This window comes from Bacillus sp. FSL M7-1020, from assembly GCF_038050415.1.
Taxonomy (GTDB): Bacteria; Bacillota; Bacilli; order Bacillales; family Bacillaceae_G; genus Bacillus_A; species Bacillus_A toyonensis.
The window spans coordinates 5,063,826-5,078,465 of the sequence record NZ_JBBOTW010000001.1; the positions used below are offsets into that span (position 1 = coordinate 5,063,826).

Annotated in this window: 15 protein-coding genes and 2 tRNA genes; all 17 read left to right on the forward strand. The window is 35.5% G+C overall.

The features are described 5' to 3' along the window. Window positions 1-5: 5 nt before the first annotated feature. Entirely contained in the window at window positions 6-380 is a 375-nt protein-coding gene (locus MHB70_RS26070) for a RidA family protein (RefSeq protein ID WP_000869820.1), read from the forward strand. Window positions 381-532: 152 nt separating this feature from the next. Continuing rightward, a complete protein-coding gene (spoVG, locus tag MHB70_RS26075) occupies window positions 533-826 on the forward strand; it encodes a septation regulator SpoVG (protein WP_000454042.1) in 294 nt (97 codons plus the stop codon). Between the two features lie 322 nt (window positions 827-1,148). Then, window positions 1,149-2,528 (forward strand): bifunctional UDP-N-acetylglucosamine diphosphorylase/glucosamine-1-phosphate N-acetyltransferase GlmU, encoded by a 1,380-nt coding sequence (gene glmU / locus MHB70_RS26080; protein ID WP_000071045.1) that lies wholly within the window; start codon window positions 1,149-1,151, stop codon window positions 2,526-2,528. An 18-nt stretch (window positions 2,529-2,546) separates the two neighbouring features. Next, window positions 2,547-3,500 (forward strand): ribose-phosphate diphosphokinase, encoded by a 954-nt coding sequence (locus MHB70_RS26085; protein ID WP_000107420.1) that lies wholly within the window; start codon window positions 2,547-2,549, stop codon window positions 3,498-3,500. 72 nt (window positions 3,501-3,572) lie between these two features. After that, on the forward strand, window positions 3,573-4,133 hold the full coding sequence (gene pth, locus MHB70_RS26090) for an aminoacyl-tRNA hydrolase (RefSeq protein WP_079520253.1): 561 nt from the start codon (window positions 3,573-3,575) through the stop codon (window positions 4,131-4,133). Between the two features lie 70 nt (window positions 4,134-4,203). Continuing rightward, window positions 4,204-4,428 (forward strand): anti-sigma-F factor Fin, encoded by a 225-nt coding sequence (locus MHB70_RS26095; RefSeq protein ID WP_000399440.1) that lies wholly within the window; start codon window positions 4,204-4,206, stop codon window positions 4,426-4,428. 105 nt (window positions 4,429-4,533) lie between these two features. After that, entirely contained in the window at window positions 4,534-8,064 is a 3,531-nt protein-coding gene (mfd, locus tag MHB70_RS26100; RefSeq protein ID WP_000579697.1) for a transcription-repair coupling factor, read from the forward strand. Between the two features lie 136 nt (window positions 8,065-8,200). Then, window positions 8,201-8,737 (forward strand): stage V sporulation protein T, encoded by a 537-nt coding sequence (spoVT, locus tag MHB70_RS26105; protein WP_000648310.1) that lies wholly within the window; start codon window positions 8,201-8,203, stop codon window positions 8,735-8,737. A 228-nt stretch (window positions 8,738-8,965) separates the two neighbouring features. After that, window positions 8,966-10,567 carry a putative polysaccharide biosynthesis protein gene (locus MHB70_RS26110; protein ID WP_061529831.1) on the forward strand — a complete coding sequence of 534 codons (1,602 nt, stop codon included), beginning with the start codon at window positions 8,966-8,968 and terminating at the stop codon, window positions 10,565-10,567. A gap of 12 nt (window positions 10,568-10,579) precedes the next feature. Beyond that, window positions 10,580-12,040, forward strand: coding sequence for a nucleoside triphosphate pyrophosphohydrolase (mazG, locus tag MHB70_RS26115; RefSeq protein ID WP_000014272.1), 1,461 nt, complete (start codon window positions 10,580-10,582; stop codon window positions 12,038-12,040). A 14-nt stretch (window positions 12,041-12,054) separates the two neighbouring features. Further along, window positions 12,055-12,330 carry an RNA-binding S4 domain-containing protein gene (locus MHB70_RS26120; RefSeq protein ID WP_001234879.1) on the forward strand — a complete coding sequence of 92 codons (276 nt, stop codon included), beginning with the start codon at window positions 12,055-12,057 and terminating at the stop codon, window positions 12,328-12,330. Window positions 12,331-12,388: 58 nt separating this feature from the next. Next, the gene (gene yabP, locus MHB70_RS26125) at window positions 12,389-12,697 is read left to right on the forward strand and encodes a sporulation protein YabP (protein ID WP_001059100.1); all 309 of its coding nucleotides are present in this window, start codon (window positions 12,389-12,391) and stop codon (window positions 12,695-12,697) included. Further along, entirely contained in the window at window positions 12,694-13,347 is a 654-nt protein-coding gene (gene yabQ, locus MHB70_RS26130; protein WP_000059779.1) for a spore cortex biosynthesis protein YabQ, read from the forward strand. Before yabP ends, yabQ begins: the two co-directional genes overlap by 4 nt. Beyond that, the gene (divIC, locus tag MHB70_RS26135; RefSeq protein WP_001208736.1) at window positions 13,344-13,703 is read left to right on the forward strand and encodes a cell division protein DivIC; all 360 of its coding nucleotides are present in this window, start codon (window positions 13,344-13,346) and stop codon (window positions 13,701-13,703) included. The genes yabQ and divIC overlap by 4 nt, the downstream gene beginning before the upstream one ends. 87 nt (window positions 13,704-13,790) lie before the next feature. Continuing rightward, a complete protein-coding gene (locus MHB70_RS26140) occupies window positions 13,791-14,276 on the forward strand; it encodes a S1 domain-containing RNA-binding protein (RefSeq protein ID WP_000021451.1) in 486 nt (161 codons plus the stop codon). A 161-nt stretch (window positions 14,277-14,437) separates the two neighbouring features. After that, window positions 14,438-14,511: transfer RNA gene (locus MHB70_RS26145), tRNA-Met, on the forward strand. A 13-nt stretch (window positions 14,512-14,524) separates the two neighbouring features. Continuing rightward, window positions 14,525-14,596, forward strand: a tRNA-Glu gene (locus MHB70_RS26150). The last annotated feature ends 44 nt before the right edge of the window (window positions 14,597-14,640 follow it).

Sequence of the window (14,640 nt, forward strand, 5' to 3'; positions counted from 1 at the left end):
AAAATATGAAAGTTGTTCAAACAAGCAAGGCACCACAAGCAATTGGACCTTATTCACAAGGGATTATTGTAAATAATATGTTTTACAGTTCAGGACAAATTCCATTAACAGCAAGTGGAGAGCTTGTAACGGGAGATGTAACAGTACAAACAGAACAAGTATTTGAAAATTTACAAGCAGTATTAGAAGAAGCAGGTGCTTCATTTGATACGGTAATAAAAACAACAGTATTCTTAAAAGATATGGATGATTTTAATGCTGTTAATGAAGTATACGGTTCTTATTTCTCTACTCATAAACCAGCACGTTCTTGTGTACAGGTAGCAAAATTACCGAAAGATGTTTCAGTTGAAATCGAAGTAATCGCCCTAGTTAAGTAACCTTTTGTAAGCGATAACCTCTACTAATCCTTATATTCAATTGCAATAAAAATTTTTATCTTAAAAATTTTTAAAAAATTAAAGGGAAAATAGAAAATTTGTGGAATTTATACAAATATATCGCTTATTTAGAAAAGGGTGGTGAACACAAGATGGAAGTGACTGACGTAAGATTACGCCGCGTAAACACAGAAGGCCGCATGAGAGCAATTGCCTCTATTACTCTAGACCATGAATTTGTTGTTCATGATATTCGTGTAATTGATGGTAATAATGGATTATTTGTAGCAATGCCAAGTAAACGTACTCCAGATGGAGAATTCCGTGACATTGCACATCCGATTAATTCTAATACACGCTCTAAAATTCAAGATGCGGTTTTAACGGAGTATCATCGTTTAGGCGAGTTAGAAGAGGTTGAGTTTGAAGAAGCAGGTGCTTCGTAAAATTCGAATGAAAAGGCTTTTGAAAGAAAGTCTTATAATTTTGTAGCAAACTCCTGTAAGCATTTACAGGAGTTTGTTTTTTTTTGACTTTATATAATTTATATTTAAAACATTCATCGTTTATTAAAATGAAGAGAAGAAACTACTAATTTTTTCAAAATCATTTTAAATAGTATAGCTTATTTCTTAAAAAAGATACTAAAGAGTAAAACATCTTATAAGAATTATGGTAAAATTTAATAGTTAAAATGTGTTTCTTGAAATATATGATGATTTAGGATAATATCGTTAATGGATAAATAGGTTGCGATGGAGGGTCTATATGTCAAACAGATTTGCAGTGATTCTAGCTGCAGGTAAAGGCACACGTATGAAGTCTAAGCTATACAAAGTGCTGCATCCTGTATGTGGAAAACCTATGGTACAACACGTAGTCGATCAAGTAACTCAATTAGGATTGCAGAAACTTGTAACGGTCGTTGGACATGGTGCTGAAATGGTACAAGAACAGCTAGGAAACGTAAGTGAGTTTGCATTACAAGCAGAACAACTTGGTACAGCGCATGCTGTAGATCAAGCTGCTAGCGTACTTGCAAATGAAGAAGGAACAACTTTAGTTATTTGTGGTGATACACCTTTAATAACTGCTGAAACGATGGAAGCATTACTTCAGCAACACAAAGAAGCAGGAGCAATGGCAACTGTGCTAACAGCATACATAGAAGAGCCTGCTGGATATGGCCGTATCGTTCGTAACGAAAATGGTCATGTTGAAAAGATCGTTGAGCATAAGGATGCAAATGAAAAAGAATTAGCTATTAAAGAAATCAATACAGGTACGTATTGTTTTGATAATAAAGCTTTATTCGCTTCACTTTCTAAAGTTTCAAATGATAACGTACAAGGTGAATATTACCTTCCAGATGTTATTGAGATTTTAAAAAATGAAGGTCATATCGTATCAGCTTATCAAACAGAGCACTTCGATGAAACGTTAGGTGTTAACGACAGAGTCGCTCTATCGCAAGCGGAAATTATTATGAAAAATCGTATCAACCGAAAGAACATGGTAAATGGTGTTACAATTATTGATCCAAGTAACACGTATATTTCTGCTGATGCAATTATCGGTAGTGATACAGTTCTTCATCCAGGAACAATTATTGAGGGAAACACTGTAATTGGTTCTGATTGTGAAATTGGACCGCATACAGTAATTCGCGATAGTGAAATTGGAGATCGTACGACAATTCGTCAATCTACTGTACATGATAGTAAGCTTGGTACAGAAGTATCGGTTGGTCCATTTGCACATATTCGCCCAGATTCAGTTATTGGAGACGAAGTACGCGTTGGAAACTTCGTGGAAATCAAAAAAACTGTTTTTGGTAATAGAAGTAAAGCTTCACACTTAAGTTATATCGGGGATGCACAAGTTGGAGAAGACGTGAATCTTGGTTGTGGTTCAATTACGGTGAACTATGACGGCAAGAATAAATTTAAAACTGTGATTGGTAACGGGGTATTTATTGGATGTAATTCAAATCTTGTTGCTCCTGTAACAGTTGAAGATGGTGCTTATGTGGCAGCAGGCTCTACAATTACAGAGAATGTCCCATCAAAAGCATTATCGGTAGCACGTGCACGTCAAGTTAACAAAGAAGACTATGTTGATCAATTGCTGAATAAGAAAAAATCATAATGTGGAGGGTTAATCTAGATGTCGACTCAATATCTAAATTCTAATTTGAAAGTATTCTCTTTAAACTCTAATAAGGAACTTGCTGAGCAAATCGCAAAGCATATTGGAGTAGGACTAGGAAAATGTTCTGTTGATCGTTTTAGTGATGGAGAAGTTCAAATTAACATTGAAGAAAGTATCCGTGGTTGCGATGTATTCATTATTCAATCTACAAGCTTCCCAGTAAACGAACATATCATGGAATTACTTATTATGATCGATGCATTAAAGCGTGCATCTGCAAAAACAATTAATATTGTTATTCCTTACTATGGTTATGCGCGTCAAGACCGTAAAGCGCGTTCTCGTGAACCAATTACATCGAAACTTGTAGCAAACTTGCTTGAAACAGCAGGTGCAACTCGTGTAATCACTCTAGATTTACATGCTCCACAAATTCAAGGATTCTTTGATATCCCAATCGACCACTTAATGGGTGTACCGATTCTTTCAGATTACTTTGAAACAAAAGGTCTTAAAGACATCGTAATCGTATCACCTGATCATGGTGGTGTAACTCGTGCTAGAAAAATGGCAGATCGCCTAAAAGCGCCAATCGCTATTATTGATAAACGTCGTCCTCGTCCGAATGTATCAGAGGTAATGAACATTATCGGTAACATCGAAGGCAAAACAGCAATTTTAATTGATGACATCATTGATACAGCTGGTACAATTACATTAGCAGCAAACGCTCTTGTTGAGAACGGTGCTTCTGAGGTATATGCTTGCTGTACACACCCAGTATTATCTGGCCCAGCAATTGAACGTATTCAAAATTCGAATATTAAAGAGTTAGTTGTAACGAACTCTATCGTATTACCAGAAGAAAAGAAAATCGACAAAGTACATGAACTTTCAGTTGCTCCATTAATTGGAGAAGCAATCATTCGTGTATACGAAGAAGAATCTGTAAGTGTATTATTCAATTAATTGGATAGAATGAGACGTAACCAAGCTTGGTTACGTCTTTTCGTATCGAAAAAAGAAAGTAGTGGTACAAGAATGAAATTGATAGTAGGACTTGGGAACCCAGGTAGAGAATATGAATTAACAAGGCATAATATTGGATTTATGGCAATTGATGAACTTGCAAAGCGTTGGAACATTTCTTTGAATGAACAGAAGTTTAAAGGAGTATTTGGTGCAGGATTTGTTAATGGAGAAAAAGTAATCTTATTAAAGCCACTTACATATATGAATTTATCTGGGGAAAGTATTCGTCCACTTATGGATTACTATAAAATTGATGTTGATGATTTCGTTGTTATGTATGATGATTTAGATATCCCGGTAGGTAAATTACGCCTTCGTATGAAAGGGAGTGCCGGTGGACATAATGGCGTGAAATCAACAATTTCGCATTTAGGAACGCAAGAGTTTCAACGTATCCGTATGGGAATTGATCGCCCGAAAAATGGGATGAAGGTAGTAGATTACGTATTAGGACGTTTTACATCCGAAGAGATTCCTGATGTCAATCATTCCATTGAAAAAGCAGCGGATGCATGTGAAGAGTGGTTAAATAAGCCTTTTCTCCAAATCATGAATACTTTCAACAGTTAAGGTTATGATTGGGAATATTTTATTTTATTTTTACCCATACTAGTAGTAACTGGATATTTAGGAGGCTAGTATGGAAGGGTATTATTATTGTAGGCATTGCGGGAGTAATGTAGGCTCCGTTACCGCAGAAAAAGTATATAGCGACGTTTTATTTCAACTAACAGAGCAAGAGGTAGTAGAGATGATTCATTTTCATGAGAATGGAAATATATATATAAAAACGATTTGTGAATTGTGCCAAGAAACGCTCGCATCTTATCCTGAGTATTATGAATATGAAAAATTTCTACAATAAAATGTTGTCGCTTTGGCATGTCCAAAGCATTTTTCTGTTTTCTTTTTCCAAAATATTTGCATAAAATATGGTGACTTGCTCTTTATGTTGAGAGGAGTTTTGATAATGATAGGTTTATTAGAGCAATTTTATAAAAATGAAGAAATACAATCGGTTATTAATGGGTTAGAAGATGGTTTAAAAGAACAACTTATATCAGGTATGGCAACATCTTCTCGTTCATTATTAATGGCAGCTTTATATAAAAAAACAAAGAAATCGCAACTTATTGTCACACACAATCTATATCAAGCACAAAAGGTACATGAAGATTTAGTGGCATTACTTGGTGAAAAAGATGTATGGCTGTACCCAGTAAACGAATTAATTGCATCAGAAATCGGTGTTGCAAGTCCAGAATTAAAAGCGCAACGCATTGAGGTGCTAAATCGTTTAGCGGCAGGAGAGAATGGGGTTATTGTAGCGCCAGTCGCAGGATTACGTAGATTTTTACCGATAAAAGAATTATGGAAGCAAAAGCAAATTGAAATTAATCTAGGGCAAGAGATTGATTTAGAGGCGCTCTTGCATACATTACATCATATTGGCTACGAACGTAAGTCGATGGTAGAAGCTCCGGGGGAGTTCAGTTTGCGCGGGGGCATATTAGATATTTACCCATTAACTGAAGAATTACCATTCCGTATTGAATTCTTCGATACAGAAGTCGATTCTATTCGATTATTTGATGTGGATGAACAGCGTTCTCAAGATAAAAAGGAAAGTGTTAAGTTTGGTCCGGCAACAGAGTTTTTATTTTCACAGGAAGAATTGAAATCGGGAATTAAGCATCTTGAAGAAGGTTTGACTAAGACGATGCAAAAACTTTCCGATGACAAATTAAAGACTGCAGTGCTTGAGACAGTAAGTCATGAAATTGAAATGTTGAAAAATGGCCAAAGTATAGAACAGATGTTTAAATATTTATCTATTTTCTATAAAGAACCTGCTAGTCTGATAGATTATTTACCAGAAGATGGTGTTGTAATTTTAGATGAAATCTCTCGTATTCAAGAAACAGCATCACATCTTGAAACGGAAGAAGCGGAATGGTATATATCACTTCTTGGTGAAGGAACAATAATTCAGGATTTATCTTTCTCCCACTCATTTGAGGGATTTCTTCATCATAAAAAAAGAAGTTTTGTATATTTAACGTTATTCTTACGCCATATAGCACATACGCATCCGCAAAACATTGTGAATGTGACATGTAAAACAATGCAAGATTTCCATGGGCAGATGCAGTTATTAAAAACTGAAATTGATAGATGGAATGAAGGGCACTTTACGACTGTTGTGCTTGGAACAGATGATGAACGTGTAAAAAAACTACAACATATTTTAAGTGATTATGATATTGAAGCGGATATTGTAGAGGGCACAGATATTTTATTGCCTGGAAGGTTACAGATTGCTGTAGGTGATTTACATGCAGGATTTGAAATGCCAATGCAAAAGCTCGTTGTCATTACTGAAAAGGAGCTTTTTCATAAGAAAGTTAAAAAATCACAACGTAAGCAAAAGTTATCTAATGCTGAGCGTATTAAAAGTTATTCGGAATTAAAAGTTGGAGATTATGTAGTTCATGTAAATCATGGTATAGGTAAATTTTTAGGTATTGAGACATTAGAGATTAATGGTGTTCATAAAGATTATTTAAATATTAAATATCAAGGTAACGATAAGCTATATGTTCCAATTGAACAAATCGATCAAGTGCAAAAATATGTGGGTTCTGAAGGTAAGGATCCGAAAGTTTATAAATTAGGCGGGAACGATTGGAAGAAGGTCAAAACGAAGGTTGAAAAATCTGTACAAGACATTGCAGATGACCTAATTAAATTATACGCTGAGCGCGAAGCTTCAAAAGGCTATGCATATACACCAGATACGGCAGAACAACAAGAATTTGAATCTTCCTTCCCGTATCAAGAGACAGATGACCAATTACGTTCTATTGAAGAAATTAAGAAAGATATGGAACGCGGACGTCCGATGGATAGGCTTCTTTGTGGTGATGTAGGATATGGAAAGACCGAAGTAGCTATTCGTGCAGCATTTAAAGCAATCATGGATGAAAAACAAGTTGCGATTTTAGTACCGACAACAATTCTGGCACAACAACACTATGAAACAATTCGAGAGCGTTTTCAAGATTACCCGATTAATATAGGGTTACTAAGTAGATTCCGCACGCGGAAACAACAAAACGAAACGCTTAAGGGGTTAAAAGATGGCACAGTAGATATTGTAATCGGAACGCATCGTATTTTATCTAAAGATGTTACTTATAAAGATTTAGGACTTCTTATTATTGATGAAGAACAAAGATTTGGTGTGACGCATAAAGAAAAAATTAAACAATTAAAAGCAAATGTTGATGTGTTAACCCTAACGGCAACGCCAATTCCACGTACACTTCACATGTCTATGCTTGGTGTGCGTGACTTATCTGTCATTGAAACGCCACCAGAAAATCGTTTCCCAGTCCAAACGTATGTGGTGGAATATAATCCAGCGTTAATGAGAGAAGCGATAGAGCGAGAGCTTGCAAGAGGTGGGCAAATTTACTTCTTATATAACCGGGTAGAGGATATCGAAAGAAAAGCAGATGAAATTTCGATGCTAGTTCCAGACGCTCGTGTAACATACGCACATGGGAAAATGAACGAAAGTGAATTAGAGTCTGTTATGCTATCGTTTTTAGAGGGACAGCATGATGTTCTTGTAAGTACAACAATTATTGAAACAGGTGTAGATATCCCGAACGTTAATACGTTAATTGTATTTGATGCAGATCGTATGGGACTATCGCAGTTGTATCAGCTTCGTGGGCGTGTTGGGCGTTCTAATCGCGTTGCATATGCATACTTTGCATACAAACGTGATAAAGTGCTATCAGAAGTTGCAGAGAGACGTCTACAAGCAATTAAAGAGTTCACAGAGCTTGGATCTGGTTTCAAAATTGCGATGAGAGATTTATCAATTCGTGGTGCGGGTAACTTGTTAGGGGCAGAACAACACGGGTTTATTGATTCTGTCGGATTTGATCTATATTCTCAAATGTTAAAAGATGCAATTGAACAGCGCAGAGGAACCGATGGAGTTGAAAATACAGTTAATGTTGAAATTGATTTAGAAGTAGATGCGTATTTACCAGATGCTTATATTTCAGATAGTAAACAAAAGATTATGATGTATAAACAATTTAGAGGTGTTTCTACAATTGAGGATATTGAAGAATTACAGGAAGAGATGATCGATAGATTTGGTGATTACCCACAAGAAGTTGGTTATTTATTACAAATTGCAAATATTAAAGTATTGGCAATGAAAGAACAAATCGAATTAATTAAGCAAAATAAATTTGAAGTAACAATTCTGTTCTCAGAACAAGCAAGCCAAAATATTGATGGTGGAAAATTATTCATGCTTGGAAATAGTTTTGGGCGTATGATCGGTCTTGGAATGGAAGGATCACAATTGAAAATCGTTATGAAAACGAATGGATTAGAGACATCGAAGTGGTTAACAATTGCTGAAAATTTATTAAAAGGCTTACCAGATGTAAAAAAAGAAGTAATAAATGCCTAATATTAGATAAAAAAATACAATTCGACGTGCATAGAAGAACTAATGTGTAAAATACTATGTCTAACAGTTGGTGATTTTTACATGAACAGGTAAATTCACCACTTTGATCATCAGTAGAAAGTGAGGCAGCATTAGAATGAAAGCAACTGGAATCGTACGTCGAATTGATGATTTAGGCAGGGTAGTAATCCCGAAGGAAATTCGTAGAACTTTACGTATTCGAGAAGGAGACCCACTAGAAATATTTGTTGATCGCGATGGAGAAGTAATTTTGAAGAAATATTCTCCGATTAGTGAATTAGGGGATTTTGCAAAAGAATATACGGAAGCTTTATACGATAGCTTAGGACATAATGTGCTTGTGTGTGATCGTGATTCTATTATCGCAGTAGCAGGCATATCTAAAAAAGAATACTTAAATAAAAGTGTTGGCGATTTAATTGAGAAGACAATGGAAGAGCGTAAGTCTGTAATTATGACGGACGAAAGCGAAATTTCAATTATTGATGGAGTAACAGAAAAAGTTAGCTCCTATACAATTGGCCCGATTGTTGCGAATGGGGATCCAATTGGAGCTGTTATTATCTTCTCTAAAGAGGCTATTATAAGTGAAGTAGAGCATAAGTCAGTAAATACAGCAGCGAGCTTCTTAGCGAAGCAAATGGAGCAGTAAAGATATATAATTTTAGAAGTTGCAATCTTTCCTAATTATGATATTTCTTTTGAAAAATCAATTATTTGGAGATATAGGTATATTGAATGAAGGTAGCGCTTTGCTACCTTTTTTCGTTGAACATTTTTAGTTTTGTAAGAACTCTTTATTACTCGTGGGTGTAAGGGAGCCTGTTTTTTCTTTGTGATATAATACGAAAGGTGAGAATAGAAAAAGGAGTTTTCTTGTATGGAAGCGAAGAAGTATCAAGCCTTTTGGCGTGGGGCTATTATATTAACGATCGCAAGTTTTATTACAAAAGTATTAAGCGCTTTTTACCGTATTCCATATCAAAACATAGCGGGAGATGTTGGTTTTTATATTTACCAACAAATTTATCCGTTTTATGGATTTTGTTTAATTTTAGCTACTTATGGATTCCCTATTATAATTTCAAAAATGGTTGCAGAAAGATTAGAAAGAGGAAAACAAAAAGAAGCAGAAGAAATAATTTGTGTATCTTTTTGGTTTTTATTAGGAATTGGCTTTATAGGGTTTTTCACATTGTTCTTTGGTGCCGAAACGATTGCATCGGCTATGGGTGATGTACACTTATATAAGTTATTACGTGTTATTTCATTTTCATTCATGTTAATGCCATTCTTATCCGTAGCGAGAGGATATTTTCAAGGGTTTAATAATATGATGCCGACGGCTGTTTCACAAGTAATTGAACAAACGATTCGTGTATCTATTATTGTCTTTTTATCACTATTCCTTATTGCTCACGGATTTGATCTATATACAGTCGGTGCAGGTGCTATGTTAGGTTCGATTGCAGGCGGGCTTATTGGAATTATCGTACTTTTACTTTATATGCGTCATGATTTTCGCGCCATTTTCTTTAAAAGCTTGAAGAGAGTTGGGGGAAAAAGAAGAATTGTTAAAATCCTTTTTTGGCAAGGAATAGCTATTTGTGTTAGTAATTTAGTCCTTATTTTTATACAAATGGCAGATTCGGTTTCCTTCTATACTTTACTCATTGGGGCAGGGGAACAGGCTGAAAGTGCAAAGGTACTAAAAGGTGTTTATGACAGAAGTATCCCTCTCATGCAATTAGGTACTGTCGTGACAACGTCTTTCTCATTGTCACTTATTCCGATTATTACAGCGGCAAAGGAAAGAGGAGATCTTGCTTTTATTCAAGAAAAGGTAAAGTTAGCGATGAAAATAACACTTGTTATTGGATTTGCAGCAGCCATCGGATTAACTTGCATTATTCAGCCTACAAATATTATGTTATTTGAGAATAGTGATGGGTCAGATGTGTTATCGATTTTATCTTTATCTATTTTATTTAGTTCATTGTCAATTACAACTGCTTCTATTTTACAAGGGCTGGGACAAACATTAAAACCAGCAATATTCGTTGTATTTGGAGGTTGTTTGAAGTTAGTTTTAAACTATATGTTAATGCCGCATTTTGGAGTTAAAGGAGCTGCGATTGCAACTTTAATTGCGCTTGTTGTAATTGCCTTGTTAAATAGTGTATTACTTATGCAATCTGTATCGGGGTCGCTTATTAATAAGCAGAAGATGTTCGGTATAGTTATTAGTGGTATCAGTATGGGATTTGTATTAATAATGTTTATTCGTGTGTTACAAATGTCTGGGTTAGTAATTGATGGGAATCATAGAGGAATCGCGACATTTGAAGCGTTGTTAGGTGTAGCCATTGGCGGATTGACATACATGTTTTTAATTTTAAAATTACGTGTATTTACAAAAGAAGAATTAGGATCCGTTATGAAAAAAGAGAAAAAAGAAGGTTCATTGAAGAAGAGTGGATAGAGGTGACAGGTTGTGAGTGGAATCATTACTATTTTAGGATTAGGTGCTGGTGAATTAGATCAGCTGACGATGGGCGTATACCGAAAGATAAAAGTAGCAGACCATATGTTTGTTAGAACGAAGGAGCACCCGGTTATAGAAGAGTTGGAGAAAGAAGGTATAAAATATACGGCTTTCGACAATATATATGAAGCGCATGATACATTTGAAATTGTATATGAAACAATTGCGAATACATTGCTAGAACAAGCTGAAGGTGCAGAAATTATTTATGCTGTTCCAGGTCATCCGCTAGTAGCAGAAAGAACCGTTCAGCTACTTTTAGAAAAAGGAGAAGTAGCAAATGTTGAAGTGCGAATTGAAGGTGGACAAAGTTTCCTTGATCCAATGTTCGCAAGTTTAAAAATCGATCCGATTGAAGGATTCCAATTAATTGATGCTACATCATTTGAAAGAGGGCAATTAGAATTACGTCAACATTTAATCTTTTGCCAAGTGTATGATGCGTTCGTTGCTTCAGATGTGAAGTTAACATTAATGGAAATATTGCCAGATGATTATGAAGTGTATATCGTAACAGCTGCAGGAACTTCGTTTGAACAAGTCAAAAAGGTACCGTTGTACATGTTAGATCATGAAACAGAATTGAATAATTTAACGAGTGTGTATGTACCACCAGTTCAGGAACGTGCATCCTTGTATCAACAGTTTGATGTACTGAGAGAAATTATTGCAGACCTTCGTGGACCGAATGGTTGTCCGTGGGATAAAAAGCAAACACATCAATCTTTAAAGAAGTATTTAATTGAGGAAGCTTATGAAGTATTGGAAGCAATTGATGAAGAGGACGATGATCACTTAGTAGAAGAGCTAGGTGATATATTATTACAAGTCATGCTTCATGCCCAAATTGGAGAGGATGAAGGTTGGTTCTCCATCGATGATATTATTCGAACTTTATCGGAGAAAATGGTTCGTCGTCATCCACATGTGTTTGGAAATACAGATGTAAATAATGCTGAAGAAGTGATTGCGAATTGGGAAGAAATTAAAAAACAAGAAAAGGGATTCGTAAAAGAATCTGTTTTAACTGGAATTCCAAAAAGTTTGCCGCAATTAATGCGTGCCTACGAAATTCAGAAGAAAGCTGGAAAGGTTGGATTTGATTGGGTTGATGTACAGCCAATGATAGAGAAAGCCCTAGAAGAATGGCAAGAATTCCAGCAAGAAGTTATAAATATGGATGAGGAAAAGATGCTAGGTGAATTTGGCGATTTACTATTTGCATTTGTTAACATAGCTCGTCATTATAAATTAGATCCAGAAGAAGCATTACGTTCAACTAATGAGAAATTTATGGGGCGTTTTTTATACATGGAAGCAAAAGTAGCTGAAATGAATAAAGAAATGCAAGATCTGTCATTAGAACAGTTGGATGTTTTATGGGAAGAGGCAAAGCAAACAGAGCGTTAATAGGGGGATTTGATATGCGTCTAGATAAATTTTTGAAAGTGTCACGTTTAATTAAAAGAAGAACATTAGCAAAAGAAGTATCTGATCAAGGAAGAATATCTATCAATGGTCAAGTCGCAAAAGCGAGTTCAGATGTGAAAGTGGCTGATGAATTAACAATTCGTTTCGGTCAAAAAATAGTAACGGTGAAAGTAAATGAATTGAAAGAAACAACAAAAAAAGAAGATGCAGCAAATATGTATAGCCTAGTTCGCGAAGAAAAAGTAAAAGCAGAAGAGGGCTTGTTCTAAAATATGCTATCCCTTCATACATTACTATTAGCTAGTATAAAGCTATGGGGGGATTTTCGTGAATAATGGTTACTCACCTATGTCTTCTAATCAACAAAATGTTTCTGTAGAGCATGATATTATTATGCGTGGTAGGCGTGTGATCGATATTACTGGTGTAAAACAAGTAGAGAGTTTTGATAGCGAAGAATTTTTACTCGAGACTGTGATGGGTTTTTTAACAATTCGTGGACAAAACTTGCAAATGAAGAATTTAGATGTGGAAAAAGGTGTTGTATCGATTAAAGGCAAGATTCATGAGATGTTGTATATTGATGAGAATCAAGGGGAGAAAACTAAAGGCTTCTTTAGTAAGTTGTTTAAATGAGTCTAACAATTCAGTTGTATACAATGCTTTCGATGATCGGAATGGGTGCTTGGATTGGAGCATCATTAGATACATACCAACGTTTTTTAAAGCGTCAGGAACGTAAACGTTGGCTTGTATTTATACATGATATACTATTTTGGGTTGTCCAAGCATTATTCGTTTTTTATGTATTACTTCTCGTAAATGAAGCTGAACTACGTATATATGTATTTTTGGCATTATTATGTGGTTTTGCGGCATATCAAAGCTTATTGAAAGCACTATACATGAGGTTGTTAAATTTTCTCATCTATATTTTTGTGCAAACAACACATTTTTTTGTTCGAATTATACAGCTACTCATGATAAAACCTGTTATTATTATAGCGCAGCTATTTATTGCATTTATATTATTCTTATTTCGTATACTGCTTTCAATTGGACATGTGTTATGGAAAATGGTGATTTGGATATTACTTTTCATATGGAAAGTTTTTTTCTGGCCTGTTCGATTTATTGCTTTGCTCATATGGAAACTTCTCCCTAATCGTGTTAAACTTTTTATAATGAAACATGTAGGGTTCCTGCAATATATAGCAAAATTGAAGGGACACATCTTCCAACTATGGGAGCGTATAAAAAAGAAGTTAGGGGGACCTCGGAAATGAGGGAACTGAGACAAAGAACAATCGAAAAACAGAGTCCAAATCCTGTTAAAGAGCATATAATACAAACGGATGAGAACAGGAAGCGACTTTATCGCCGTTTAGCGGTTTTTCTTGTCTTTGCTTTTACAATTATTGCGAGTATTAGTGTAACTTTTTATCAACAAAACAGTTCCATTAAAGCAAAAGAAGCAAAAGTTAAGGACATGAAAAAAGAACTAGATTCATTAACGAATAAAGAAAAAAGTCTAAAAGACGAAGTTCAAAAGTTAAATGATGAAGAGTACGTATTAAAGATTGCTAGAAGGGATTATTTCTTCTCCGGAAAAGGGGAGATAATTTTTCCTGTTTCTAAGTAAAGTATGTCTTATTGACACTATATTTTAGGATTATATATAATAAAGTAAAATTTGACTTTTTAATCACTAAGGAGGAGCATTTTTTTTATGTCAATCGAGGTAGGCAGCAAGTTACAGGGTAAAGTAACAGGTATTACAAATTTTGGGGCTTTTGTGGAGCTGCCAGAAGGCTTAACGGGTCTTGTTCATATTAGTGAAGTTGCTGATAATTATGTGAAAGATATTAATGATCACTTAAAAGTGGGCGACCAAGTAGAAGTAAAAGTTATTAATGTTGAAAAAGATGGGAAAATTGGTCTATCTATTAAAAAAGCGAAAGAACGTGAAAAAACAGAAGGAGATCGTCCACGCGGTGAATACCAACGCGGTGGTGATCAACAACGTTCTGGACGTCCACAACGTAATAATCGCTCTTTCAACAGAGATAATCGCGGTGGCGGTAACGACCGAGCTCCAAAAGAAACATTTGAGCAAAAGATGGCACGCTTCTTAAAGGATAGCGAAGATCGTTTAACTTCTTTAAAGCGTAACACAGAGTCTAAACGTGGTGGCCGTGGCGCACGTCGCGGATAATAAGAACGTTTAGTTTTTAACATATAGAGAGGTACCCAGAGTGATGGCTCAGGGTGCTTTTTTATATGCGAAAATATATTTTTTAAAAAAGTTTTTGAGATGTGTTGACTTTAAATGATATCTGATGTAAGATACTAATTGTCCGTTAAATAAGACGACATGGCGGTGTAGCTCAGCTGGCTAGAGCGTACGGTTCATACCCGTGAGGTCGGGGGTTCGATCCCCTCCGCCGCTATATTTAATTTAACGGCCCGTTGGTCAAGTGGTTAAGACACCGCCCTTTCACGGCGGTAACACGGGTTCGAATCCCGTACGGGTCATCTAAAAAGATCATGCAAACTTGCATGATCTTTTTTTGTTAAAT